We start from the raw sequence: 25730 nt of genomic DNA, 5'->3' as shown, positions 1-25730 counted from the left end.
CAGTGACCTTCACGCTGCCGCCGCTGCGGCCCGAGGTGCGCTGGAGCATCCGCATCGTCGCGCTCGACAGCGACGAGGTGCTGCTCGAGCACGAGCCGGATGCGCAGCTCAAGACCGCGAGCGTCGGCAAGATCTTCCTGCTCGTCGAGGTCGCGCGCCGGCTCTTCGACGGCACGCTGCGGGCGGATGCGCGGGTCGAGATCCCGGCGGAGCATCGCGTCGCCGACTCGGGCATCCTCTACCGCTTCACCGACCCGCGCGTCGCGGTCGCTGACGCGGCGCTGCTCGTCGCAGCGTTCAGCGACAACCTCGCGACGAACGCGCTCATTCACCTCTGCGGGCTCGAGCGCGTGCGCGCCGTCGCGGGTGAGCTCGGGCTGCGCGACACGGCGCTGCTCGACTACATCCGTGACGAGCGCGCCCCCGAGCATCCGTGGACCCCGTCGTACGGCACCGCGCGCGAGCTCGCCGACGTGATGCGCCGCCTCGACCGGGGCGAGATCGTCTCGCGCGACGTGTCGCGGCAGGTGCTCGACTGGCTCGGCTCGGACGCCGACACGTCGATGCTCGCCGACGCGTTTCTGCTCGACTCGCTCGCGCACGTCGGCCCCGAATACCAGGGCATGGTGCTGCGGCATAAGACCGGCAGCATCGAGACCGCCCGCATCGACGTCGGCGTGCTGCGCGGGCCGCGCGCGGGCGTGGCCTACGCGGTCGGCGCGAACTGGGCTGTCGGCGACAAGCGGGCCTCGACCATTGACACCATGCGCGAGCTCGGCGAGCAGATTCGCCGCCACGTAACCGGCCTCGCGCGCGACGAGGAGGGCGACGCATGACCATCGAGTTCCCGAACGACTACGGCTGCCGCTGGTCGGTGCTCGTGCGCGACATCGACACGGGTGAGGAGCTGCTCAGCCACAGGCCCGACCGCGTGCTCAGCACCGCGAGCATCGGCAAGGTGTTTCTGCTGCACCGGCTGCTGCGCGAGGTCGACGAGGGCACGCGCTCGCTCGACGAGGTGGTCGCGCGCCGACCGAGCGAGCTGATTGGCGGCTCGGGCATCTGGCAGCTGCTGCAGCAGCCGACGTTCTCGCTCTACGACCTCGGTGCGTTCATCGGCGCGGTAAGCGACAACTCCGCGACGAACACGCTCGCGCGGGTCGTGGGGCTGGACGCGGTGACCGAGCACACCCGAGCGCTCGGCTACGAGCACTCGCGGCTCAACGACATCATTCGCTGGCCGATTCCGCCGGGCATGGCGCCACGGCTGTCGGAGGGCAACGCGAGCGAGCTGGTCGACTTCGTCGAGCGGGTGCAGCGGGGCGACGGGCTCTCCCCCGCCTCCTCGGATGTGCTCCGCGGCTGGTTCGGCGCGGGCATGGACCTGTCGATGGTCGGCTCGGTCTTCGACCTCGACGGCCCCGACCACAACACCTTCGACAACGGCGTGTGGTTCTGGAACAAGACCGGCACGCTCACGACCGTGCGCGCCGACATCGGCATGGTGATGACGCCGACGCAGCGCGTCGCCTACGCGGCGCTCGCGCAGTGGGATCGCGACGAGGACGCGCGCGGGCCCGTACTCGAGACCATGGCCGAGATCGGGCTGCTGATTGGGGATGCGCTCGGCTGGGTCGACCCGCGGCCAAAGCGCCGCGCGGCGCGGGATGCGGCGGTGCCGGTCGCGACGCCCACGAGCGCGCCGTCGCTCGAGCGCCTCCAGGCCGCCGCCGCGGATGCGCGCCTGCGCGACCCGCGCATCCTCGTGCTCGACGCGGAGACCGGCGAGGAGCTGCTCGCGCGCAAGGCCGACGAGCCGACGCCGACCGCGAGCGTCATGAAGACCCTGACCGGCGCCGCCGCGCTGCACGTGCTCGGGCCCGACCACCGCATCCCGACCCGTGTGCTCGCGGGCGCCGAGCCGGGCGAGATCGTGCTCGTCGGCGGCGGCGACGTCACCCTGAGCCGCGTGCCGAGCGGGCAGCCGACGTTCTACCCGCAGCCAGCGCACCTCGACACGCTCGCCGCGCTCGTGCGCAAGCGAGTCGGTGACGTGACGCGCGTCGTGCTCGACGACCGGCTGTTCGCGGGGGCCGAGTGGCACCCGTCGTGGGACGTCGAGGGGCGCGCGCCGGAGGGGTACATCCCCTTTATCAGCGCGCTCGAGGTCGACGGCGACCGCGACGACCCCGTGCTTGCCGACAGCCCGCGCACCGACAACCCCGTGGGCCGCGTCGGCAAGCACTTCGCGGCGCTGCTCGGCGGGCCGGAGCTGCGCCGCGCGCGGGCCGACGAGGTGTTCATGGGCGAGGAACTCGCGCGGACCGAGTCGGCGCCGGTCGAGATGCTCGTGCGGGAGATCCTGCGTTCGAGCGACAACGCGCTCTCGGAGGCGCTCGGCAAGCTCGTCGCGATCGCGCGCGGTGGCGACGCCTCGTTCGCCTCGGTACACCGCGAGCTCACCGCCGTGGCAGCCGAGCTCGGACTCGACGTCACTTCGGCAAACATCGTCGACGGCTCGGGCCTCAGCGACGAAAACCGCGTGACTCCGCGCACAATCGCCGAGTTGATGCGACGCGGCCACCGCGGCGACGGGCCCGCCGGGCTCATGTTCGAGCGGCTCATGCGCACGGGCAGCACCATGTCGGCGAACCGCTTCGTTGGCGCGAACCGGGTGGTCGGCGACGCCGTGGCGGCGAAGACCGGCTACATCAACTCAGTGCACTCGCTCGCGGGCGTGGTGCGCACCGTCGGCGGGCGCGAGCTCGTGTTCGCGGTGTTCGGCTGCGACCTCGAAGTGCCGGTCGAACCGTCCACGCGGCAGGCGGTCGACGATCTCGTCACGCGGCTGCACCTCGACGGGGATGCGCTCGGCTAGTTGCCGGGGCGGCGCACCGTGCGCAGGTTGGCCACCACGATTCCGAGGAACGCGAGGGGCACGCCGATCAGCACGAGGATGCTGACATGGCCGGCCGCGAGGTCAAACAGCAGGGCGCCGATGAGCTGGCCCGCGACGACCGAGAGCGTGAGCAGGAAGACGCCGAGGTGCCGCACGACTGCGGCGACGACGATGAGGTAGAGCACGCCAAGCGCGCCGCCGACGTAGAGGTACCACTCGTCGGCGCCCGGCAGCGGAGCGAGTCGCACCCAGCCCACCGACTGGGCAATGACGGCGGCGATCGCGAGCACGACGGTGCCGACGAAGAAGTTCACGAGGCCGGGCGCGACCGCCTCGCGCGAGTGCGCATTGACGAGGCCGGTGACGGCCATCTGCAGCGAGATGCAGGCGCCGGCGAAGACGCCGAGCACGAGCAGCGGAATCTTCGCGGCCGTGAGCTCGGTGCCGAGGCCGATCGCGACGACCGCGATGGCGGTCAGGATCGCGCCGAGCACGCGGAACAGCGAGATGCCGCGTTTCGGGGCACCGAGAAACCCGGTGGCATCGACGAGCAGCGAGCCGAGTAGCTGCCCAAGCACCATCGAGGTCATGAACATCGCGACGCCAAGGGTCGGCACCGAGACACCCTGCGCGAGCACGAACACCGCGCCGAGCACTCCACCGCCCAGGCCGTACCAGGGCAGCTTGCGGGTACGCACGGCCTTGACGACCGCGAAGAGACCCCGGCGTGCGCTCGGCACGCACAGGGTGATGAGGATGAGCACGATGAGGCCGACGAGGAACGAAATCGTCGCGGCGTGCACGCCCGAAGCGACCGAGGCGCCGAGCGAGCCGTTGACGCGAGCCTGGGTCGCACTGCAGATTCCAACAACCACAGCGGTCAACATGAACACGATTCTTCGCGGGGTTGTCAATTCGCTCACTGTGTGAGCCTACTCTTCGGGTGCGTCCGTGAAGAATGGAATGCATGACCTCACCTACCTGCGTTGAATTCATCCATGCCGGTCCGCAGTCGCCGCGAGTTTGGGATCCGGTGATGGCGCAGCTGCCCGAATCCATCGACGCGGTGGCCCAGACCATCCCCGGCATCAGCGCGCCGGCGCCCGAGGGGTTCTCGCTCGATGCGGCCGCGCGGTGGGTGCTCGACGATCTCGCCGACCGCACCGACGAGGAGGGCGTGCTCGTCGGCATCTCGGTGGGGGCGCTCATCGCGATCCGCGCCGCCGCGCTCGAGCCCGGGCTGGTGAAGGGCCTCGTGCTCTCCGCGCCGTTCGCGCGCTCGCCCCGGGCGCTGCTGAAGATGCAGCGCACGATCTCGAGCGCCCTGCCCGAGCGCTACCTCGCGGGCCCGACGATCGAGGAGGGTGGCTCGGGCATTACGAAGCAGGACCTACTGTCGGTGCTCGACGGCATGTCGGGCCTCGACCTGCGGCCTGAGCTTTACCGCATCCAGTGCCCCGCCCTCGTACTCGTCGGCGGCAACGACCGCGCGAACCACAAGGGCTCGGGTGAGGTCGTCGAGTCGATGCAGGATGCGCAGCTGCAGATTGTGCCCGGCGAGGGCCATCTCTGGAACGAGACGAACCCGCAGCGCTTCGCCGCCGCGGTGAGCGGTTGGGTCGAGTCGCTCTAGGCCGTCGCCTCGGGGTGCTTGCGGATCGTCACCGCGAGCCCGACCGTGATCAGCGTGAGTACGCCGCCGATGATGAAGGGGTAGCGGCCCGCGTCAGCCACGTCGCCGAAAGCAGTCTGTGCGATACCGAACGCGGTGAGGAACAGCGCCGTGCCGATGGCGCCGGCGAGTTGCTGCCACGTGTTGAGGATCGCCGAACCGTGGCCGTACATGTCGCGCGGCAGCGAGCCGAGCGAGTGCGTCAGCAGCGCCGAGATGATGAGGGCCATGCCCGCGCTGAAGACGCAGTGGCAGAGGATGACGAACCACGCCTCGGTGCTGGCGCCGACGGTAGCGAGGCCCCACTGCCCGGCGGTGAGCAAGAGCGCGCCGGGAATCACAAGCACGGCGGGGCCCTTGCGGTCGTAGATGCGGCCGGCGATCGGCGCGATGATCGCCTGTGTGAGACCGCCCGGCAGCAGCGAGAGGCCGACTGCCGCGGTGCTCAGGCCGAGCCCGTTCTCGAGGTAGACCGGCAGCACGACGACCGTGCCAAGCATCGCGCCGAAGGTGATGCCGATAATGAGCAGGCTGCGCACGAACGTGCCGTCCTTGAGCGGGGCGAGGTTGAGCAGCGGCGCCGCCTGCCGGCGCACGAGCGACTGCTGCCGCACCGCGAAGACGCTCAGCGCGGCGAGACCGACGACGAGGGCGACGACCGGCACGAAGTCTCCCTCGCCGATCTCAGAGATGCCCGAGACGCCGTAGACGAAGCTGCCGAAGCCGACGACCGAGAGCAGGATCGACACGGCGTCGAGGCGACCGGCGGGCTGGCCCTTACCGGCCGGCAGCGCGATGCCGCCGCCGATGAGCGCGAGCAGGGCGAACACCGCCATGCCCCAGAACAGGGCGTGCCAGGTGAAGGCGTCGATGACGAGGCCCGCGAGGGTGGGGCCGACCGCCGGGGCGACCGAGATGACGACGGTGTTGAGGCCCATAATCGAACCGCGGTGCTCGGCCGGCACGAGCTGCAGGGTGGTGGTCATGAGCAGCGGCATGATCACCGCGGTGCCGAGCGCCTGCACGACGCGGGCGACGAGCATCGTCTCGAAGTTCGTCGCGAGCGCCGCGACGAGCGTGCCGACGCCGAAGAGCACAATGGCGACGAGGAAGAGCATCTTCGTACTGAACCGCTGCATCAGGTAGCCGGTGAGCGGAATGCAGATGGCCATGGTGAGCAGGAAGCCCGTGGTGAACCAGCCGGCGGTGAGCGACGAGATCGAGAAGTCGGCCATGAGCGACGGCAGCGCGACGGTGAGCACCGTCTCGTTGAGGATCATAACGAACGCCGCGACCGCGAGCGTGCCGATGATGGCGACGAGTTTGCCCGTCGAAAGTGTGCGTGGCTGCGTCAGCGTCTGCGTCATGTTGTCGCCCTCTCATTTTTGCGAACGACCAAGTATGGCACACTGTGACACTCTGACGTAATATGCCAAGAGAGAAATTTTCGAAACACCCCGCAAACCGGAGCGTGACAAAATGACGACCATGGCCAACGACGGACGCTCGCTCAACGATCGCCGTCGTGTGCAAACGAGCAACGAGATCCACGAGGCAGCAATGGCGCTGTTCGAGCGGCAGGGCGTCGAGGCCACGACGGTCGCCGAGATCGCCGAAGCGGCGGGCATCTCGGCCCGCACGTTCTTCCGCTACTTCGACAACAAAGAGCACGCCGGCATCCCCGGTCAGCTCGACTTTCAGCACCGCATCGAGGCGTTCGTGCCGGTCGATGGCTCGCCGAGCAGCGTGCTCCAGCAGATCGAGGCGATGCTCGAGGCCGAGATCCGCGAGTCGGCCGAGCGGAATCAGATCTCGATCCGCACCGCGCTCATGTTCGCGAGCGAGCCCGCCCTGCTCGAGGAGGCGGCGGCGCAGCTGCAGCGCACGTCGAAGGTGCTGCAGGCGATCGTGCTCGAGCACTGCCCCTCACTGAAGAGGTCGGTGACGCTCATCATCACCGACCTCGCCATGACGACCTGGCACACGAGCTGGGAGGCGCTCGGGCAGCGGTACCAGGCGGGCGAAACGATCACGCCTCTCGACAACTACCGCGAACACTGCGCCATGCTGCGCGAGATCGTGCAGTAATTACTCCGCAGAAGACCTACGGTGTGGGCTCAACGTTAAGCACGACCTCGAACTCAAGCAGGTTCGCGCCGCTTGCCACGGGCTTGCCGTGCTCGCCCGAGTGCGCGGCACGAGCATCCCCGTCGCGCCACGCGACGAACGACTCCTCGTCTTCCCACTCGGTCACGACGAAGTAGCGCGTCTCGCCGGCGGTCGGGCGCAGCAGCTTGAAGCCGCGGAATCCCGGCGACGTCTCGACGGTGCCGGCGCGCTCGGCGAAGCGGCGCTCGAGTTCGGGGCCCGCCTGCTCCGGCACGTCAATGGCATTGATCTTCACGATAGGCATGCCCCGAAGCCTAGCCCTACTCCCCCGCAAAAATGATGCGGTGCCAGTCCTTCTTCGCCACCGCGGTGATGTCCTGAATCACGTGCTTCACGTTCGTGTACTCCTCGAGCGAGTACGCCGACATGTCCTTGCCGTAGCCCGAGGCCTTGTAGCCGCCGTGGGGCATCTCGGAGATGATCGGAATGTGGTCGTTGATCCACACGCAGCCCGCGTCGATCTCGCGCGAGGCGCGGTTCGCGCGGTAGACGTTGCTCGTCCAGGCGGATGCGGCGAGGCCGTAGGGCGTGTCGTTCGCGAGGTCGATCGCCTCGTCGTCGCTTGAGAACGGCAGCACCACGAGCACGGGGCCGAAGACCTCGTCCTGCACGATTTCGGAATCCTGGGCCGCACCAGTGATCAGCGTCGGCTCATAAAAGTAGCCGGCAGCCTCGGGCACGTGACCGCCGCGCACGACCGTGGCGCCAGCATCCACCGCCCGCTCGACCATCGCGGCGACCTTCTGCTGGTGGCCGCGCGACGAGAGCGGGCCGAGGTCGGTCTGCTCGTCGTCGGGGGTGCCGAGCTTGACCGTGTCGATGACGGCGGCGGTCTTCGCGACGAACTCGTCGATGACCGACTCGTGTACGTAGGCGCGAGTCGCGGCGGTGCAGTCCTGGCCGGTGTTGATGCACGAGGCGGCGACCGCGCCGTTCGCGGCGGCGTCGAGGTCGGCGTCGTCAAACACGACGAACGGGGCCTTTCCGCCGAGCTCGAGGTGGAGGCGCTTGCCGGGGATCGTCGACGCAATCGAGCGGCCGACCTCGGTCGAGCCGGTGAACGACACCATGTTCACCTCGGGGTGCGTCGTGAGGTGCGTGCCGACCGAGCGGCCGCCGCCGGTGACGATGTTGATGACTCCGGCGGGGATGCCCGCTCGGGCCGCCGACTCGGCAAACAGCAGGGAGGTGAGCGGGGTGATCTCGGCGGGCTTGAGCACGATCGTGTTGCCTGCCGCGACGGCGGGCAGGATCTTCCAGGCCGCCATCTGCAGCGGGTAGTTCCACGGCGCGATCGAGCCGACGACGCCGATCGCCTCGCGGCGGATCGACGAGGTGTGGTCGGCCGAGTACTCGGCCTGCGCCTTGCCCTCGAGCTGGCGGGCGGCGCCCGCGTAGAAGGCGACGTTGTCGATCGAGCCGGCCACGTCGAAGAGTGTCGTGAGTTTGAACGGCTTGCCACACTGGCGCGACTCCCAGCGCGCGAGCTCGCCCTCGTGCTCGCGCAGGTCGCGCACCCAGGCGTGCATGAGATCGCTGCGCTCGCCCGGAGTGCGGCGCGACCAGTCGGCGAAGGCGCGACGCGCGGCCGCGACCGCCGCATCCACCTGCTCAGCCGAGGCCTCGGCCTGCTCGACAATCACCTCGTCGAGGGCGGGGTCGCGCACCTCGACGCGGCGCTCGCCGGCGCCGGTCACGTACTCGCCATCGATTCAGTTGAGTGGCTGCTGCCAGGTCAATTCAGCGATCTTGGACATCTCGTATCACTCTTTCAAAGCTTCGGTACCCCTATCTCACCAGATCGATTCCGGCGCGGTCATGACAATCTGGCAACTGGAGCCACGAGATTCGACAATGCCGACAGTTTGCCGGAGCACGGGCCCCCGTAGCGTCCATGACAGACCCGATGAAAGGACTCTCATGACGAACCTCCCGGTTGTTCCGCACTGGATCGGTGGCAAGGAAGTCACCCCCGAAGGCAGCCGCACCGCCCCCGTGTTCGACCCGGCGCTCGGCGAAGAGACGAAGCGCGTCGTGCTCGCGGAGCAGACCGACGTGGACGTCGCCGTGAAGAGCGCGCACGAGGCCTACCACTCGTGGCGCGACGTGTCGCTCGCGAAGCGCACTTCGATCATCTTCAAGTTCCGCGAGCTGCTCGACTCACGCAAGGGCGAGCTCGCCGAGATCATCACCGCCGAGCACGGCAAGGTACTCGACGATGCTCTCGGCGAGATCTCGCGCGGCCAGGAGGTCGTCGAGTACGCATGCGGCATCACCGCACACCTGCGCGGCCACTTTTCCGAGCAGATTTCGACCGGCTTCGACATCCACTCGGTGCACCAGCCGGTCGGTGTCGCGGCGATCATCTCGCCCTTCAACTTCCCCGCCATGGTGCCGATGTGGTTCTTCCCCATCGCCATCGCCGCGGGTAACGCCGTGATCCTCAAGCCCTCCGAGAAGGATCCTTCAGCGGCGATCTGGATCGCGAAGCTCTGGCAGGAGGCCGGCCTGCCCGACGGCGTCTTCACCGTACTGAACGGCGACAAGGTTGCGGTTGACGGCCTGCTCACGCACCCGCAGGTCGACGCCGTCTCATTCGTCGGCTCGACCCCGATCGCGCGCTACGTCTACGAGACCGGCACCGCCCACGGCAAGCGCGTGCAGGCGCTCGGCGGCGCCAAGAACCACATGCTCGTGCTGCCCGACGCCGACCTCGACCTCGTCGCCGACTCGGCAATCAATGCCGGCTTCGGCTCGGCGGGCGAGCGCTGCATGGCGATCTCGGTCGTCGTCGCGGTCGAGCCCGTCGCCGACGAGCTCATCGAGAAGATCACCGAACGCATGGGCAAGCTGCGCGTGGGCGATGGCCGTCGCGGCTGCGACATGGGCCCGCTCGTGACGCAGGCGCACCGCGACAAGGTCGCCGGCTACATCGATGTCGCACTCGAGGATGGCGCCGACGTCGTTGTCGACGGCCGCGGCATCGAGGTCGATGGCGAGGCCGGCGGCTTCTGGCTCGGCCCGACGCTCATCGACAAGGTACCCACGAGCTCGCGCGTCTACACCGAGGAGATCTTCGGCCCAGTGCTCTCCATCGTGCGCGTCGCCTCGTTCGACGAGGGCGTCGACCTCATCAATAACGGTGCGTTTGGCAACGGCACCGCCGTGTTCACGAACGACGGTGGCGCGGCCCGCCGCTTCCAGCGCGAGATCGAGGTCGGCATGATCGGTGTCAACGTGCCGATTCCCGTGCCGATCGCGACCTACTCGTTCGGCGGCTGGAAGGAGTCGCTGTTCGGCGACACCAAGGCTCACGGCGCCGAGGGAGTGCGCTTCTTCACCCGCCAGAAGGCGATCACGACTCGCTGGCTCGACCCGAGCCACGGCGGCATCAACCTCGGCTTCCCCAAGAACGACTAGGGACACCACCCAAAGTGAGTCGAATTTACGGATTCTCGCGTCAAAATCCGTAAATTCGACTCACTTTGTTTCCCGCTTCCGATAGACGTATTCCTGACCGGAGCACAGCAACTGTTGGGGAGACAGTCATGGAGCTCGGTTCAGTCGCGGAATGGGTCGCGGTTCTCGCCGCGTTCATCGCCGGAATCTTCGCGTTCACGGCATGGAGATCGGCGCAAAGCCAGGCGCAGAGTGCGTCGGAGCAGCTCAACATCGAACTCACTCGCGAGAAAGAGCGTCACACCTTAGAGACCCGGCACCAGGCGTCCCTGATCTCAGTGTGGGGAGTGAAGGATCCGTCTGGCCCAACCACGAAGTACGGCTTCCACTTCGAGAACGGTTCGACCGCCACGGTCTTCGAAGTGAAGGCCAAAGTTCGCAAGCTCGACGGCACCGAGCTGACCCCCATCAGGCTGCGCCAGCTACCGCCCGGCCCGTACGAGGTCTGGGACGACGAAAGTACAAGTGGGGCAACCTCTGCCCGACGAGTCCGTCCGCGCCTGCCTATGAGGTGCCGAGGAACGGTAAAGAGCCGGTCCAAAGCGTCACTTTCACCGACGCCCAGGGCAACCGGTGGCTCCGCGACGCGTCATGGGCCCTCACCCAGCTGTAGGCGTAGGGCCCGCCAGCTGCAGCGCCAGCCAGAGCTGCGCGCGGGCCGAGAAGTCCTCGAGGTCGTAGCCCGTGGCGGCGGCCGCGGCCGCGACTCGCGCCCGCAGGGTGTGGCGGTGGATGCCGAGCTCGCGTGCCGCCGGATCCCACGCGCAATTGTGGGCGAACCAGGCGCGCAGGGCGGCGAGCAGCTCATCGGCGTCGTCGCGATCGCGCAGCTCCGCGAGCATCCGGGCCGCGAGCAGCCGCCCCTGCTCGGCATCGAGCCAGGCGAGCAGCCCGTGCTCGGCGAGCTTGTCGAACTCGACGACCTCGCCGGCGCGGGCCGCGCGCTGCAGGGCGTGCCGCGCATCCTCGTAGCCCTGCGCGATGTCGGCAACGTCGACCGCGGTGGAGACGCCGGCCGTGAGTTCCTCGCGGGCGAGCGGCTCGGGCAGCTCGGCGTCGGCGGGCACGACGAGCAGCAGCTCGTCACGGTGGCGCGCGAACGTGAGGTCGTTGGCTGCTGCGAGCAACTCGAGTTCGTCGAGCACGCGCGTCCACTCGGTTACGCCACGGGCGACGATGACCCGCACGCGGCCCACCGGCACCCAGGTACCAAGGTCGCGCAGCGCGTCGCCCGCCGCGGCCGTCGCGCCGGCGAGATAGAGCTCGGCGACGCCGGTGCGCAGGCTGCGGCGCGCACTGTCGAGCACGCGCGACTGCTCGATCGCAATCGAGGCGATGCCGACGACGCTCGCGAGCAGCTGCGCGCCTGCGGCGTCGAGCGGCGCGCCCGAGCCAATCGCCAGCACACCGCGCAAGCGGTCGGGCTGGCCGATCGTGTGCAGCGTCACGCTGTGCTCGGCTGAGGCGAGGCGGGCCGCGGCGCGCCGGCGGCCGCGCAGCTGGCCTGCCACGGCATCCGCGAGCTCGGCCTCGAGTTCGGGCGGCACGGGGCGCCCCAGCTGCACCTGCACGCGGCGGCCGAGCGCGTCATAGAGCGCGACCCAGCTGTCGAGTTGCGCCGAGAGCTCGCGCAGGGTGGCGGCGAGGCCGTCGGGCCGCAGGGTCGCGCGAGCGATCGCGCGCTGCGCCCGGTTCGACCACTCGAGGCGCTCGTTGCGCTCGGCAGCGATCGCATCGGCGACGGTGCGCGAGATGCGGATGAACGGGGTCGACGAGGGCACGATGAACAGCGGCAGCTCATGTTCGAGGCTCGCGTCGATGACCTCGGCCGGCACGCGGGCGTGCGCGACGTTCACTGCGAAGCCCAGCCCGACGATGCCCGCGTCGCGCAGGCGCCGCACGTACTCGCGCGCGTACTCTGTCTCGGCGGCCGCGTCGTGCTGGCGGCCGAACTGCGTGCCGTCGGTGAGTAGCAGCTGGCCCGCCTCGAGCCAGGGCGAGGGATGCTCGAGGTTCGACGAGTGCGCCCACGACACCCTCTCGTCGAGCTGTTCGTCTCGTACCTCGAGCGGCCGGGCCAGGCGCAGGCCAAGCGCGGAGTGGGCCAGGAGTGTTCGCAGCGTCATCACCACACCGCCAGCGTAGCCGACGCACGGTGCGGATCTGTCTACGAGCATCCGTCATGTTCGACAGAACGGCACTCGCCACCAGGCAGCGGGGGCACAATGCTGGGAGCAGACCACCCCACCGTCAAAGGAGCCGACGTGACCGACACCACCCTCACCAACCTGAGCAACGCCGAGGTCGCCAAGTACGACACCTCGCACGTGTTCCACTCCTGGTCGGCCCAGGGCAAGCTCGCCCCGCTGCCGATCAAGACCGCGCACGGCTCGACGGTGGTCGACTTTGACGGCAACGAGTACCTCGACCTCTCAAGCCAGCTCGTGTTCACGAACCTCGGGCACCAGCACCCGCGCGTCGTCGAGGCGATCAAGAAGCAGGCGGATGAGCTGCTCACGATCGCGCCGGCGCACGCGAACCAGACTCGCGCGGGGGCGGCCGAGCTCATCCTCGAGCACGCCCCCGAAAACATGGACCGCGTCTTCTTCACGAACGGCGGCGCCGACGCAAACGAGAACGCGATTCGCCTCGCCCGCCAGGTGACCGGCCGCGACAAGGTGCTCTCGCGCTACCGCTCATACCACGGCAACACCGGCGCCGCGATCGTCGCGACCGGCGACTGGCGCCGCCAGCCGAACGAGTACGCCACCGGCCACGTGCACTTCTTCGGCCCCTACCTCTACCGCAGCGAGTTCTGGGCCGAGACCGAGGAGCAGGAGTGCGAGCGCGCCCTGCAGCACCTCGACTCGGTGATTCGCCACGAGGGCCCGACCACGATCGCCGCGATTCTGCTCGAGTCGATCCCCGGCACCGCCGGCATCATGGTGCCGCCGGCGGGCTACCTGCAGGGCGTGCGCGAGCTCGCCGACCGCTACGGCATCGTGCTCATCGCCGACGAGGTGATGGCCGGCTTCGGCCGCGCCGGCGAATGGTTCGCGTTCCAAGCCCAGGGCGTCACGCCCGACCTCATCACCTTCGCGAAGGGCGTCAACTCGGGCTACGTACCCCTCGGCGGCGTCATCATCTCGAAAGAGATCGCGGCGGCGTTCGACGAGCGCGTGTTCCCCGGCGGCCTCACCTACTCGGGCCACCCGCTCGCGACGGCGGCGGCGGTGGCGACCATCGAGACGATGACCGACGAGGGCGTCGTCGAGCACGCCCGCGAGCTCGGCACCGACGTGATCGGCCCGCGCCTGCGCGAGCTCGCCGAGGAGCTCGACGTGATCGGCGAGGTGCGCGGCACCGGCGTGTTCTGGGCGATCGAGCTCGTGTCGGACGCGGCGGCGCGCACCCCCGTCGCGGCAGAGTATATGGGCCGCGTCAAGGCGGCGCTCGTCGCGCGTGGCGTGATTCCGTTCACGAGCGATAACCGCATCCACATCGTGCCGCCGTGCACGATCTCGTCCGAGGAGCTGAACCGTGGCCTCGACGTCGTCGCCGAGGTGCTGCGCAGCGAGGCTGTCAGCTAGTTCTGCTCGTGCTGCCGTTAATCATGAGCTCGCGCCCCGAAGTGTTATGGGCAGTCCGATCCGGTCCAGGGACATCGGGACTTGTCGAATGATGGGGGCGCTAAGTGACTCTTGATGAAACGACGGTTCGCGTCCCAGTTGCTATCAAGGACATTCGCGACGGTAAAGATGGAGACTTGCGAGACTCCTGCAGTCTTCAGCGCGCTGGCCACTCCTTGCGCATGCGAACCTGTTACCCAGGAGTCATCGACAAGAAGCACATGATCAGGGACCTCAGCTGATGTATCCACCTTCCAGAATTCTGGATGCAGCGCTCGGTCGGATCGCGAAGACCCGGTGAAGTCAATGTGGATCTCTCGTGCGCCAGCACGAGCTATCCGTTGGACGAGGTCGTGAAGCACAGCACGCCCCCGCGTGGAGGGAACTACTGCCCAGCCCTGGACGCCGGCGCCAACAAGAGCGGACAAGCACTGAGTGTGTCCCTTGAGCCCCAGCGCCAACAGGGCCGCCATCTGGAGCTTGATGCTCGGTCCTGCAGCTAGCGTCTTATAGTTCCGCACTAGGAGATAGGACTGCGAGTCCGGCTTGCTCGCGTAGATCAGGGACCCTACTCTGTCGGCGAGTGGGTGGCCACTCTCCGCGTGCTTTGTGCAATGAACACATCGCGCGTATGACGAGCTCACTGGACTACCGCAGACGTCGCAGGTATGCCCCGGATCACGAATCGTGCTTTGAAGATAACTACCGGCCGTCAGCTCCAACTGGTCAGCGACCGCCTGGACGTTCTCAGGCAGGTCACGGCTCATGAGGCGAGCAGTGCGCCGAGCGCGTTATTGAGACGATCTGGGGCTGATCGGATACTCCGCACTGCGTCCTGCATTTCGGCGAGGTTACTCACCACGGAGACGTGAGGGGCAGCTGCGAGAGCGCGACCCCACTGGGTGGACTCCACTACGTCGCTCGTGAGGATAACCGGGCGCCCATGCTCGCCGGCGAGACGAGCCTGGATGCGCGTACCGGAGTGTTCGCCCGCCTCGATCACGATCGTCGCCAGTCCATAGCCGGACATAGAGGCATTTCGCATCGGAAAACTACTCTTCGTCGGCGGGGCGTCCGGGTAAAACTGCGAGAGCACCAAGCCTCGCTGAGCAATTTCCTCTTGCAGGGCCGCGTTCTTCGCCGGATAACGTCGTGAAATCCCGGTGCCGATGAAGGCAACCGTACGTCCGCCGGCGTCCAGAGCCGCGCGGTGCGCCGCGGTGTCGATTCCTTCGGCCAGGCCTGCGATTACCGTCAAGCCTTCGCTGACCAAGAACTCTGCGGTGGCCTGAGCGAAGGCTCGACCGCGCTCGGTGATGGCACGGGAGCCGACAACTGACATCCCATCGTCATCCGCTCGGAGATCCCCCTCATAGAATAGGAAGGGCGGCATCTCGCGAATATCCCGAAGGCGCCGGGGGTAGTCCGAGTCGAGAACCGTAGTGAGCCGGTAGCCCGCTGCGGACCATGCAGCTAGGTCTGCAGCGCTTGTGCTCAGCTCTGCATCGACCGCAGGGTTCGGGATAAGCGCGTCATCTTCTTCTCGCAGGATGGCGAGCGCGCTTCCTTCGGCTGCAACTTCGAACGCAATCGAACCCCAGCTGCGCCCCTTCGGGCGCGAACGCAAGAGGGCAAGAAGCGCAGCTGCTTCATTCTCGTAAGTGTTCGTCCCCACAGGTCAACGCCGCCTCTCCAAGGTCTGCACGAGCGCCCCACCTAGATGCCGTCTTCCCGCAACGGTAACCGAAGCCACTGACACCAGATGCGTCACCAGCCTGGTGAGCGCCAGTTGCGTATCCCACCGTAGTGGAATGAAATCCAGCCCACTCCAGACAACTGGGCGGGCTGAACGATTGGCTCAAGGCTACTCGATGACGTCGAACGTTGGGAGTGCGCGAACGAGCTCTTGCGTGCGCATTGAGACGGTCACAAGCGAGGCGATGAGGTCGACTACGTAGCGCGGATTCTCGTGTTCGCGTAGCCAGTCGTTCGGATCGTTCACGATGCCCGAGGCCTTGTCCTGCTTGACCTGGTAGCGATCGATGATCCACTCGAGCGGGCTGCGGCCGCCGATCTTGTAGTCGTTCGCGGCTTCGGGAATGCCGGTGATCGTGAGGTAGTCGTTGTACTTTAGCCCGGCGCGGCTCGTACGCTTCGTCCACGACAACTTCTTGATTCGGTACAACTCGTAGGGGTCGTCGGGCGTCGAGACGGCAAGCTCCGACTCGAGCCCGTCCCACGCCGGCACGTTTTCATAGTCCAAGTGCAGTTCGGCAAGTCCGCGACCGATGCGCACATACTCCGCGAAACCGCGGCAGCGAGGGATGTGCGGCAACAGCTTCTTGAGGTCGGCCTCGTACCGCTCTCGGTACTCTCCATGGTGCAGCAGCGCGTACACGTAATAGAAGATGTCGTCCTTTGACAGCGCCGGCGCTTCGTCGGCGTAGGCCAGGCGGTAGGCAGCGAGCGTCTCGTCGGTGATGTTGTCGACTCGCCTGTAGCCGTCGACCTCCACGGCTTCGTCGGATGCGCCGAGCAGGTCGAGGTTGAACCCACCGTCATCGGCGCTGACCGGCTCCCAGGTGTATCGGGCGAAGTATTGAGCCTTAGACACCGACTCCAGATCAACCAGTTGATTAGCAAGGAGTACAGAGAATTCTCGCCGGTTCTCTCGCTGCACGCCGATAGCCACGTTCTCATGAGCCGGTGTCGGCCAGAGTCGGGGGAGCTGATAGATCATGTCGTTCATGGGACGGTCGAAGTAGACCCACTGGCGTGTAAATGGTCGGTACGTACCGAGTCGCACGGCATCTGGTCGATACTCATGCAGGCGCTGGCGCCGAGCGTCTGACCTTAAGCTTCGGTTCCAGTTGATCTGCGCTGCAGAATCAACTGATGTGTCGCCTGAAACAAAGCGGTTGTAATTGGCAATCATTCGAGCCATGTTCGACTCGACAGCACTGCGCGAGTAGTTGTAGCACCACGCGTCTCTATTGGTCTTCAGACCAGCTGAAGCGACATCGAAGACTGATCCGGCCATCTTCGACCCAATTGCCTGGAACGTCGTGAACCGTTCGTCGCGCTGGTTGATCCAGTCGCCCTGTTCGTTCGGCGTGATCTCGGTGAACGTGGTGCGCTCGACGCTCCCATCGTCAACGAGGCGCTGCAGCTTCTCTTCGCGGGTGAGGTAGTCGCCAATGTCGCAGTAGTGCACCCGGGCGGGCTCAGAACTGTTGCTTGACTTCACGAGAAGCGTGATCGCGACTCCCGTGCGACTGCCTTCGCCGAATACGTTGCCGGCTTCCTTCTGCCGAGAATCGCCTTGCGTTCTCGCATTGCCTCGCAGGTTGAACACGAATATGTCGTCGAACTCGTCGGCCCAGGTGAGCCGCACGCCGTCGGCGGTGTTGCCGTCGACAAAGCCGCTATTCGAGACGAAAGCGACGATGCCGCGACCATCGCTGTCGTCGCGTTGGCCGGTGATGCGGTCGGTCGCCCACCGAAGTGCTCGGTAATACGAGTCGTAGAGTCCGTTCTTATTCTGTGCGGTCGACTTCGCGGCGTACGTCGCGCGAATGCGCCCATCCACGCCCGGATACTTCGCATTCTGGTTATTGTCGTTCGCGCTCGACTGCCCGACTGAGTACGGCGGGTTCATCACGATCACGTTGATCGACGAGTCGAGCTGCCCCGCGATGCGCTTCGAGTTTGCGGGGAACACATCGCCCGCGACCCGGTTCTCGCGGTCGTACATCGCGAACGTGTCGACGAGCGAGATCCCCGGGAACCCGACGTCGCCCTCGGGTTCGACCCCCGCGTCGGCCAACACCTGCCGGAACACGGCTTCGATGTTCACCGCCGCGATGTAGTAGCTCAACAACACAATTTCGTTCGCGAACAACTCGTGCCGGTACTTGCGCTCGAGGTCTTCGGGCCGAATCAGCCCGATCTGCAGCAGGCGCGTCAGGAACGTGCCGGTGCCCGTGAATGGGTCGAGCACGGTCACGCCCTCGTCCGAAAGTGATTTACCGAACACGCTGCGCGCGAGCACGTCGGCCGAACGCAGAATGTAATCGACCACCTCGACCGGCGTAAACACGATGCCCATGCGGTCGCGCAGCTTCGGGAACGCCTGCGAGAAGAACCGGTCGTAGAGCGTCACGAGCATCTGCTGCTTCGCCGACACATTGTCGAGCCCGCGGATTCGGCTCGTGACCTTCGCATAAAACGCCTCGAGTGGCACGAGCTCTTTCGCGAAGGCGTCATTCTCGCTGAACTGCGCAATCACCTTATCGAGTGCCCGCGAGACCGGGTTCTCGGCTGAGAACTCGCTTTCGGGGAACATCGCGTCGAAGATCGGACGAGTGATCATGTGCTGGGCGAGCATCTCGATCGCCTCGTCGCGTTCGACTTCGGGGTTGACGGTTTGGGTCAGGGCCTTCACGAACCTCTGGAAGGGTCGCGGGTCGGTCTCGGGCGCATCGAGGTGGGCAGTGATGAGCGTGATGAAGCGCCCAGCAATCTCGTTGATGTCGTGCGCCCAGTCATCCCAGTACATGCGGTCGCCGACCTGCTTGACGAGCTTCGCATAGACCGAGTCCTTCCATGCCGCGTCGAACGCGCCACCGAGACCGGGCAGCGTAGTGAGCCCGTTGCTCGGTGCGCACACGGTAGCGCCGCCCGCATCATCACCGCTGTCTTCGCTCGCGTGCTCGCCGATCGTGTTCTCGGCACCCTGACGCGGCTTCGGGGTCAGATCAATTGTCTGCACGACGATCGTCTCGGGCGCCTTGCCGCTGATCGGCATCTGGTTGATCGCCGCATCGAGCCGCTCATCGTGTGCGCGCAGGGCCTGCAGCACCTGCCAGACCACCTTGTAGCGCTCGTTCTCACCCAGCGCCTGCTCGGGCGTCACCCCGGCCGGAATCGCGATCGGCAGAATGATGTAGCCGAACTGCTTGCCCTCGGCGCGACGCATGACGCGGCCAACTGCCTGCACGACGTCGACCTGCGACTTGCGCGGGCTCAGGAACAGCACCGCGTCGAGGCTCGGCACATCGACGCCCTCGCTGAGACAGCGCGCGTTCGTGAGCACGCGTGCGATCGGTCGCCCCTGTCGGTCGGTCTTGACGTCCTCCTTCAGCCAGTCGAGTCGTTCCTGGCGTTCTACCGACCGCATTGTGCCGTCGACGTGCAGCACCTGTACCGTGAGGTCGTCGGTCGGGTCGTCATTGTCGATGTCGGATAGGTGATCTTCGACGAGCGACTGGAACTCGTTCGCGATGCGCGTCGACGCCTTAATGTCTTTCGCGAACGCGACCGCGCGTCGCATCGGCGCGGTGTCGCCACCGAAGCCATCGGCGAGCTCGCCCGACTGTCGCTTCGCCATGCCATTCCAACATCCGACGAGTTTCGCAACGTCGGTGATCGGCAACTCATAGGTGGTGTCGGCAAGCTGCGCCTGGAATGACGTGGCAATCTGATCTTCGGCGACCCCGAGCACAATCACCTTGTAATCGGTCAGCAAGTTCTGCTCGACGGCCTGGCCGAACGACAAGCGGTAGAGCTCCTCGCCGTAGAGCTCTGTGTCGTCCATCGATACCAGCTCGGCGTCTTTCTCGCGGGCCGTGTTCTTCACATTGTCGTTAAAGATGCGCGGTGTCGCGGTCATGTACACGCGTCGCTCGGCATCGATGTAGTCGTTGTCGTGCACACGCACGAACGCCGATTCGTCCTCGTCGGTGAGCGTGACCCCGGTGGTGCGATGGGCCTCGTCGCAAATGACGAGGTCGAAGCGTTCGAGCCCGAGTTGTTGCGCCTCGTGCACCGCCTGAATCGACTGGTAGGTCGAGAAGACCACCGTCATACCTTCGGCGCCAGAGGCGTGGTTCTCGTACTCGCGGGCGAGCACCTTGCCGTCGGTGGTGGCCGGCACCGGCAACTCGTCGAGGCGCACGCTCGTAATGTCGCCGGTCTTCTGGCGCCCGATCGTCTCGTCTGAGCCAACTACGAATGCCGTGAACTCAACCTCGGGGTCGTGCTCCTTCGACCACTCTTCGAGGGTCTGCTGCAGCAACGCGAGCGAGGGCACGAGGAAGAGGATGTTCGCGGTGCCGTGGCTCAGGTCACGCGTCACCCGCTCAGCGAGTTTCAGCGCCGTGAATGTCTTACCTGTGCCACAGGCCATGATCATCTTGCCGCGCTCAACCTCGCGACCGAACGCATCCATCACCTGCTGCACCGCACGATGCTGATGTGCGCGCAGTTGTTTGCGTTCGAACTGCTTCGGTGCGTTGCTCGGGTTGAGCACCTCGTAAGTTGACCAGTCGATGTTCGAGTGCCGAAGCTGGTCGAGCCCAACCGTACGAACCGGCTTGTCACGATTCTTCAGTGCCTCGGTCGCGTGGCCCGACCAGGTGACAGCGGTCGTGTCGACCCAAATGCCGTCAGTGAACATACCGCGACCCATGACCTCGAGAAACGAATTGAGGTCGTTCTTGCTCACACGGTGTGACTCGGCAAAGAACTTCGTCTGCACTGCCGTGAGCGTGCCATCGGGCCGCTGCGCAACAAGGTCGACGCCGATATCTGCACCCGACCTGCCCGGCCACTGGTTCCAGAGCCAGACGTGTTCGAACTGCGCGCCCCACGTCGCATCCTGCTCGAGGAAGTGCCGCACGAGCTCTTCAAAATAGTTGCCCTGCATGCGCTTCGAATCGGCAAGCCCGCGCAATTCATCGAGCAGCCGATCGAACTCGGTGTGACCACTCGACGGCGTGAACTCAACCATGAGACTCCTTGTGCTCGGCAATTGCGCAGTACGTAGAAGCGCTGATCTGAGCATAGTTGTGGCCAGCGACGCCGGTGATGCGCACCGAGCGGGCACCGATCCATTCGGCCCGGCTATTTCTCCGTTTGGGAACCGCGAGTCGCTAGTGCGATCGTCCAGACACGAGGTCAGCGATGCGCGCGAGGGGTGAGGTCGTCGCCCGGCCGCCGTATTCGGCTCGATCGGCGGCACCGTAGGCACCGTAGATGACGCGGGTCGCGATCCAGCGCAGGGGCTCGGGCTCCCAGCGGCGAACGCGGTGGCCGACCCAGGGCAGCGCGGTGAGTTCGGTCTCGCGACCGAGCACGAGGTCGCGCAGGGTGCGGCCCGCGAGGTTCGTTGTGGCGACGCCGGTGCCGACATAGCCGCCCGCGTGGCCGAGACCGGTCGCGGGATCGAAGGTGACGGTGGCCGCCCAATCACGGGGGACGCCGAGGGTGCCCGACCAAAGGTGGTCGATGTCGACGCCGTCGAGCACGGGGAAGAAGCGCACGAGCAAGTCACGAAGCGAGCCGGCGGTGACCGGCTGGGTGCGGCCGTCGTCGTCGGTCGCCGAGTTCCAGCGGTACGGCACGCCGCGGCCGCCGAACGCGATGCGGTCGTCGGCGGTGCGCTGCGCGTACATGTAGACGTGCGCGAAATCGCCAAGCACCTCGCGGCCCTCCCAGCCGATGTGCTGCCACTGCCCCTCGCTGAGCGGCTCGGTCGCGATGAGCGACGAGTTCATCGGCAGCCACTCGCGGTGCAGCCCGCGCAGCCCTGCGGTGAAGCCCTCGGTCGCGCGAATCACGGCCCCCGCGTGCACGGTACCGGTGGCGGTCACGGCTTCGCCGGGCCGAATCTCATCAACACGCGTGCCCTCGTAGATTTCGACCCCGAGCTTGGCGACGACCTCGCTCAGCCCGCGGGCGAGCTTCGCGGGATGGATGCGCGCGGTGTGGGGCGACCAGAGCGCGCCGAGCGTGCCGGCCACGTTGATGCGCTCCTTCGCCGCGGTGGCGTCGAGTCGCTGCCAGCCGCCAATGCCGTCCCACGACTCGTCGTCGGCGAGCATCCCCTCGAGCCGCGCGAGTTGCGCGGGCGCATAGGCGACCTCGTGGTCGCCACCCTTGACGATGTCGGCGTCGATGCCCTCGGCGGCCGCGACGCGAATCACCTCGTCGACGGTCGCGTTCATCGCGAGTTGGAAGTCGCGCGCCGCTTCGCGCCCGTGCGTCGACACGTACTGGTTGATGCCACCGGTCACCGAGTTGGTGAGCCAGCCGCCGTTGCGGCCCGACGCCCCGAACCCGCAGAAGCGCGCCTCGAGAATCGCGATGCGCGCATCCGGCTTCGCCTGTTTGAGGTAGTAGGCGGTCCACAGGCCGGTATACCCACCACCAACGATCGCGACGTCAACGTCGAGATCACCCTCGACCCCGGGCCGCGGCACGGGCGTGCCCAGATCAGTCCACCAGTGCGAGACGTTGCCGTTGATCATGGGCCCGGGCCCCCTACTCCCCCAGCGTGCGGGTCAGGTATTGGTTCGCGAAGACGCGGTTGGGGTCGACGTCGTTGCGCAGGGCGACGAAGTCGTCGAAGCGTGGGTAGAGCTCGCGCAGTTCGTCGGCGCGCAGCGTGTGCAGCTTGCCCCAGTGCGGGCGGCCGCCGGCGGCCTGCAGCACCTCTTCGACGGCGCCGAAGAACTCGAGGTGCGGCTCGCGCACGTACTGGTGCACCGAGATGTACATGGATTCGCGCTGGTACGCGGTCGACAGCGGCACCTCGTCGGCGCCGGCGCAGCGCACCTCGATCGGGAACGAGACGTTCCAGTCGTTCGCGTCAATGAGCTGCTGAATCTCGCGCACGACCTCGGGGCCGTCCTCGAGCGGCACGGCGTACTCCATTTCGTTGAAGCGCACGCGCCGCTGGCTCACGAACACGCCGTGCGAGTCGTCGACGTAGTGGCGGCGGCCCATGAGCGACGCCGAGAACTGGTTGATCTTCGGCACGACGCCGGGCACGACCGAGCCGAGCGACGCGACGAGCTGGTGCGCCCAGTTCTGCACGACCTCTTCGTCGACGAACTTCGCGAGCGCGGTCTGCGGGGCGAACGACTCATCGGGCTCTTCGCCGGGCGCGAGTCGGCGGTTCGTCTTCACGAGCGCGGTGTCGGCGTGTGGAAACCAGAAGAACTCGACGTGGTCGTTCGAGCGGGCGCGCTCGATGAAGCTTTCGACGACCTCGTCCATCGGCATGGCGTCCTCGCTCGCGGCGACGCGGAACGCCGGCACGCACTGGATGCCCACCTCGAGCACGACGCCGAGCGCGCCGAGGCCGAGGCGCGCGAACTCGAACAGGTCGGGATGCGTGCGCTCGTCGCAGTACACGATCGAGCCGTCGGCGAGCACCATGCGCAGCGACTTCACCATTTCGGCCAGGCCCGAGAAGCCGAGGCCGGTGCCGTGCGTGCCGGTCGAGATCGCGCCGGCGATGGTCTGCGCGTCGATGTCGCCCTGGTTCGCGAGCGCGAGGTCGTACGGGCCGAGCAGCTTCGGCAGTTCGTGCAGCTTCGTGCCGGCGCGGAAGGTCGCGACGTTCGTGTCAGGGTTCACCGAGACGAGCCCGCGGTAGTCGTCGAAGTGCAGGCGCAGGCCCTCGGTCGTCGCGATGTCGTTGAACGAGTGCCCCGAGCCGACCGACTTGATCTTCAGGCCCGAGCCCGACGCACCGATGACCAGCGCCTTCACGGCGGTCTCGCTCGTCGGTCCAGCGACGAGCGTCGAGGTCTCGGTGACGCCACCCGACCAGTTGCGCCAGGCGTTGGGCCGACGCTTCGGCTTCGCGGTCTCGTCAGCGCTCATAGGTACGCGAATCCCTCTCCTCGATACGTCTTCCAGAATTGTTCGATTATTCCACCCTTTACCACGGCGAAATCGGTGATGCGTTCAGCGAGTTCGCCAGCTTTTACGTGCCGCAGCCATACACGATCTCCAATTTCGAGCCCGCGGGCCGCGTGGCCGGTGATGGGCGTCTGCACCTCACCGGCGCCCTCCTCGTGCAGGTAGTGCAGCCCCCGCGGCCAGTCGATGACGGGCAGGCGGTCGGCCCCGGGCTTGCCGGATGCGCTCCAGCCGCCGCCGTGCAGGGTCACGATCTCGGCGGTCGGCTTGCGCACGACGTCGAGGCCAAAGAACGCGGCCGCCTCGTGCTGAAACCCGCGGAATCGGTCAAACGAGGCCGGCGAGAACAGGCCGCTGCCCGCAGCGATCTCGGTCACCGAGGGGTCGGCCGAGGTCGACTCGAGCGAGCCGGTGCCGCCGCCGTTGACGAACTCGAGCTCGCCGACGACGTCGCGCACGGCCGCAACCATCTCGCCCCGGCGCCGCGGCACATCCGCCAGCGACTGCTGCCGAATCACCCGGATCGCGGCGCCACGTGGGGTGTGCGCCGCATCCGGGAGGCCCGCGACCTGCGACTCGTAGGCCATCAAGCCGACGAGCTGCACTCCCTTTCGTGCCTTCACCGTGCGGGCGAAGGCGGCCGCCTGCGCGGCCTCGCGGATGCTCGAGCGGAAGACGCCGTAGTGCAGGTGGCCGCGCAGCAGGGGCTTCGCCGGCCACCAGCTCATATCGCCCTCCATCGCGACGCGAAGCACGCCCGGCCCAGGCGCGACGGCGTCAAAGAAGTCGAGGTGCTCCACCGCGTCGATCATGAGCGTGATGCGCTCACGCAGCTGCGCGTCCGAGCGCAACTCGCGTAGCGCATCCCGGTTCGTCGTCGGATAGCCGAGCACAACATCCTCGTGCCCGTCGCGCGCGAGCATGATCGCCTCGGGCAGCGTGAAGGCAAGGATGCCGCGAAAGCCCGGGTGCTCGAGCACACGCTCGAGCGCGGCCCGGGTGCGCAAAGATTTCGACGCGACGCGGATGGGCATGCCGCCGGCGCGCTGCGCCATCGCCAAAATGTTGCGGTCGAACGCCTCGAGGTCAATAACCCCGCAGGGCGCGGGCAGCGACGCGGCCGCCCGCCGCACAGATGCGCGCACGGCTAGTTGCTCTCGGCGGCAATCCGCTCATGATGCCGGATGACCTCCGCGATGATGAAGCCGAGAAACTTCTCGGCGAACTCGGGGTCAAGGTCAGCGTCGTGCGCGAGCTGGCGCAGGCGCGCGACCTGCTGTTGCTCGCGGGCGGGGTCGCTTGCAGGCAGTTCGTTCGCGGCCTTGAGCTCGCCCACCTGCTGCGTGCAGCGGAAGCGTTCGGCGAGGATCGAAATGAGCGCCGAGTCGATGTTGTCGATCGACTTACGGATGCGCCCGAGCTCTTCGAGGGCCTGTTGTTGCTGCGCTGCTGACACCATGCTCACGATGGTATCGGCATCCGGCAGCTACTCGGACGGCGCGTCGGCGAGCACTTGTGCCGACGATGACATGCCGAGGCGAGAGGCGCCAGCCTCGATCATCTTCAGCGCATCTTCGTAGGTGCGCACGCCGCCCGAGGCCTTCACGCCGAGGCGGTCGCCGACCGTCGCGCGCATGAGGCGCACGGCCTCAACCGACGCGCCGCCGGCCTTGTGGAAGCCGGTTGACGTCTTCACGAAGTCGGCGCCGGCAGCCTCGGCCGCCTGGCACGCGGCAACAATCTCGGCGTCGGTGAGCGCGGCCGATTCGATGATCACCTTGAGCAGCGTCGGCGCGGGTACCGCCCGGCGTACGGCCTCGATGTCGGCCTTGACGAGCTCGGGGTTGCCCGCCTTGAGCTGCCCAATGTCGATGACCATGTCGATCTCGTCGGCACCCTCGGTCACGGCCTTCGCGGCCTCGACGGCCTTGATGTTCGAGTGGTGCTTGCCCGAGGGGAAGCCGACGACGGTGCAGATCTTCGGGCCCGCAGCATCCGCCACCTCGGTCTCGACGTCAGGGTCGAGCCCGGCCGACCACGCGCCGCCGACGGGCAGCATGTTCGGCGAGACGCAGATCGAGAAGGTGCCGAGTTCGGCGGCCTCGCGGTAGAGCGCGATGACGTCGTCGTTCGTCGCGTCGGTGGCGAGCAGCGTGTGGTCAATGTACTTGGCGAGTTCCGCACGGTTCAT

The 25730-nt window shown here is 67.0% G+C and carries 18 protein-coding genes; 6 read left to right on the top strand and 12 right to left on the bottom strand.

Going from position 1 to position 25730, the window contains the following annotated elements:
* Positions 1-2 precede the first annotated feature (2 nt).
* Both EJL01_RS10155 and EJL01_RS10150 read left to right on the top strand, forming a co-directional pair.
* Positions 3-836, top strand: coding sequence for a serine hydrolase (locus EJL01_RS10155; RefSeq protein WP_241209198.1), 834 nt, complete (start codon positions 3-5; stop codon positions 834-836).
* Positions 833-2878 (top strand): D-alanyl-D-alanine carboxypeptidase, encoded by a 2046-nt coding sequence (locus EJL01_RS10150; RefSeq protein WP_125107542.1) that lies wholly within the window; start codon positions 833-835, stop codon positions 2876-2878. The genes EJL01_RS10155 and EJL01_RS10150 overlap by 4 nt, the downstream gene beginning before the upstream one ends.
* On the opposite strand, the gene EJL01_RS10145 is transcribed toward EJL01_RS10150, so the two are convergent.
* Positions 2875-3786 (bottom strand): DMT family transporter, encoded by a 912-nt coding sequence (locus EJL01_RS10145; RefSeq protein ID WP_125107541.1) that lies wholly within the window; start codon positions 3784-3786, stop codon positions 2875-2877. The two genes, EJL01_RS10150 and EJL01_RS10145, sit on opposite strands and share 4 nt — an antisense overlap.
* An 80-nt stretch (positions 3787-3866) precedes the next feature.
* On the opposite strand from EJL01_RS10145, the gene EJL01_RS10140 reads away from it, so the two are divergent.
* Positions 3867-4532, top strand: coding sequence for an alpha/beta fold hydrolase (locus EJL01_RS10140; protein WP_164509796.1), 666 nt, complete (start codon positions 3867-3869; stop codon positions 4530-4532).
* Here the strand turns inward: EJL01_RS10140 and EJL01_RS10135 are convergent.
* Positions 4529-5938: an MDR family MFS transporter gene (locus EJL01_RS10135; RefSeq protein ID WP_125107539.1), complete on the bottom strand. Its 1410-nt coding sequence runs from the start codon at positions 5936-5938 to the stop codon at positions 4529-4531. The genes EJL01_RS10140 and EJL01_RS10135 overlap by 4 nt on opposite strands.
* Before the next feature lie 112 nt (positions 5939-6050).
* Between EJL01_RS10135 and EJL01_RS10130 the strand changes: the two genes are divergently transcribed.
* On the top strand, positions 6051-6659 hold the full coding sequence (locus tag EJL01_RS10130; RefSeq protein ID WP_125107538.1) for a TetR/AcrR family transcriptional regulator: 609 nt from the start codon (positions 6051-6053) through the stop codon (positions 6657-6659).
* A 16-nt stretch (positions 6660-6675) separates the two neighbouring features.
* Here EJL01_RS10130 and EJL01_RS10125 read toward each other — a convergent pair whose 3' ends face one another.
* The gene (locus tag EJL01_RS10125) at positions 6676-6984 is read right to left on the bottom strand and encodes an antibiotic biosynthesis monooxygenase family protein (RefSeq protein WP_125107537.1); all 309 of its coding nucleotides are present in this window, start codon (positions 6982-6984) and stop codon (positions 6676-6678) included.
* A 16-nt stretch (positions 6985-7000) separates the two neighbouring features.
* Entirely contained in the window at positions 7001-8452 is a 1452-nt protein-coding gene (locus tag EJL01_RS10120) for an aminobutyraldehyde dehydrogenase (RefSeq protein ID WP_125107536.1), read from the bottom strand.
* Between the two features lie 208 nt (positions 8453-8660).
* Here EJL01_RS10120 and EJL01_RS10115 point away from each other — a divergent pair, with 208 nt between their 5' ends.
* On the top strand, positions 8661-10160 hold the full coding sequence (locus tag EJL01_RS10115) for a CoA-acylating methylmalonate-semialdehyde dehydrogenase (RefSeq protein ID WP_125107535.1): 1500 nt from the start codon (positions 8661-8663) through the stop codon (positions 10158-10160).
* Positions 10161-10798: 638 nt separating this feature from the next.
* Here EJL01_RS10115 and EJL01_RS10110 read toward each other — a convergent pair.
* Complete coding sequence (locus EJL01_RS10110) at positions 10799-12325, bottom strand: PucR family transcriptional regulator (RefSeq protein ID WP_164509795.1); 1527 nt, start codon at positions 12323-12325, stop codon at positions 10799-10801.
* 138 nt (positions 12326-12463) lie between these two features.
* Between EJL01_RS10110 and EJL01_RS10105 the strand changes: the two genes are divergently transcribed.
* Positions 12464-13789, top strand: a complete 1326-nt coding sequence (locus EJL01_RS10105; RefSeq protein ID WP_241209197.1) for an aspartate aminotransferase family protein — start codon at positions 12464-12466, stop codon at positions 13787-13789.
* 802 nt (positions 13790-14591) lie between these two features.
* Here EJL01_RS10105 and EJL01_RS10100 read toward each other — a convergent pair.
* From EJL01_RS10100 to deoC, 7 genes are all read right to left on the bottom strand, one after another.
* A complete protein-coding gene (locus EJL01_RS10100) occupies positions 14592-15503 on the bottom strand; it encodes a DNA-processing protein DprA (RefSeq protein ID WP_125107532.1) in 912 nt (303 codons plus the stop codon).
* A 189-nt stretch (positions 15504-15692) separates the two neighbouring features.
* Complete coding sequence (locus EJL01_RS10095; RefSeq protein ID WP_164509794.1) at positions 15693-20618, bottom strand: type ISP restriction/modification enzyme; 4926 nt, start codon at positions 20616-20618, stop codon at positions 15693-15695.
* 142 nt (positions 20619-20760) lie between these two features.
* A complete protein-coding gene (locus tag EJL01_RS10090; protein WP_125107530.1) occupies positions 20761-22137 on the bottom strand; it encodes an NAD(P)/FAD-dependent oxidoreductase in 1377 nt (458 codons plus the stop codon).
* 13 nt (positions 22138-22150) lie between these two features.
* The gene (locus EJL01_RS10085) at positions 22151-23500 is read right to left on the bottom strand and encodes a D-arabinono-1,4-lactone oxidase (RefSeq protein ID WP_125107529.1); all 1350 of its coding nucleotides are present in this window, start codon (positions 23498-23500) and stop codon (positions 22151-22153) included.
* The gene (locus EJL01_RS10080) at positions 23497-24684 is read right to left on the bottom strand and encodes an alanine racemase (protein ID WP_125107528.1); all 1188 of its coding nucleotides are present in this window, start codon (positions 24682-24684) and stop codon (positions 23497-23499) included. The genes EJL01_RS10085 and EJL01_RS10080 overlap by 4 nt, the downstream gene beginning before the upstream one ends.
* A 2-nt stretch (positions 24685-24686) precedes the next feature.
* The gene (locus EJL01_RS10075) at positions 24687-24998 is read right to left on the bottom strand and encodes a chorismate mutase (RefSeq protein ID WP_125107527.1); all 312 of its coding nucleotides are present in this window, start codon (positions 24996-24998) and stop codon (positions 24687-24689) included.
* 27 nt (positions 24999-25025) lie between these two features.
* On the bottom strand, positions 25026-25730 hold the full coding sequence (deoC, locus tag EJL01_RS10070; RefSeq protein WP_125107526.1) for a deoxyribose-phosphate aldolase: 705 nt from the start codon (positions 25728-25730) through the stop codon (positions 25026-25028).

Origin of the sequence: Gulosibacter massiliensis, assembly GCF_900626105.1 — a bacterium.
In the GTDB taxonomy this organism is placed as follows: Bacteria; Actinomycetota; Actinomycetes; order Actinomycetales; family Microbacteriaceae; genus Gulosibacter; species Gulosibacter sediminis.
Note: the sequence above shows the minus strand (reverse complement) of the source record. Positions and strands in the feature narration are given on the sequence as shown.

What these genes read in the sequence shown, in the direction of transcription:
- EJL01_RS10125 (WP_125107537.1), bottom strand. Translation starts at nt 6,984, where the DNA reads ATGCCTATCGTGAAGATCAATGCCATTGACGTGCCGGAGCAGGCGGGC.
- EJL01_RS10090 (WP_125107530.1), bottom strand. Translation starts at nt 22,137, where the DNA reads ATGATCAACGGCAACGTCTCGCACTGGTGGACTGATCTGGGCACGCCC.
- EJL01_RS10140 (WP_164509796.1), top strand. Translation starts at nt 3,867, where the DNA reads ATGACCTCACCTACCTGCGTTGAATTCATCCATGCCGGTCCGCAGTCG.
- EJL01_RS10110 (WP_164509795.1), bottom strand. Translation starts at nt 12,325, where the DNA reads ATGACGCTGCGAACACTCCTGGCCCACTCCGCGCTTGGCCTGCGCCTG.
- EJL01_RS10115 (WP_125107535.1), top strand. Translation starts at nt 8,661, where the DNA reads ATGACGAACCTCCCGGTTGTTCCGCACTGGATCGGTGGCAAGGAAGTC.
- EJL01_RS10075 (WP_125107527.1), bottom strand. Translation starts at nt 24,998, where the DNA reads ATGGTGTCAGCAGCGCAGCAACAACAGGCCCTCGAAGAGCTCGGGCGC.
- EJL01_RS10135 (WP_125107539.1), bottom strand. Translation starts at nt 5,938, where the DNA reads ATGACGCAGACGCTGACGCAGCCACGCACACTTTCGACGGGCAAACTC.
- EJL01_RS10085 (WP_125107529.1), bottom strand. Translation starts at nt 23,500, where the DNA reads ATGAGCGCTGACGAGACCGCGAAGCCGAAGCGTCGGCCCAACGCCTGG.
- EJL01_RS10130 (WP_125107538.1), top strand. Translation starts at nt 6,051, where the DNA reads ATGACGACCATGGCCAACGACGGACGCTCGCTCAACGATCGCCGTCGT.
- EJL01_RS10145 (WP_125107541.1), bottom strand. Translation starts at nt 3,786, where the DNA reads ATGTTGACCGCTGTGGTTGTTGGAATCTGCAGTGCGACCCAGGCTCGC.
- EJL01_RS10095 (WP_164509794.1), bottom strand. Translation starts at nt 20,618, where the DNA reads ATGGTTGAGTTCACGCCGTCGAGTGGTCACACCGAGTTCGATCGGCTG.
- deoC (WP_125107526.1), bottom strand. Translation starts at nt 25,730, where the DNA reads ATGAACCGTGCGGAACTCGCCAAGTACATTGACCACACGCTGCTCGCC.
- EJL01_RS10150 (WP_125107542.1), top strand. Translation starts at nt 833, where the DNA reads ATGACCATCGAGTTCCCGAACGACTACGGCTGCCGCTGGTCGGTGCTC.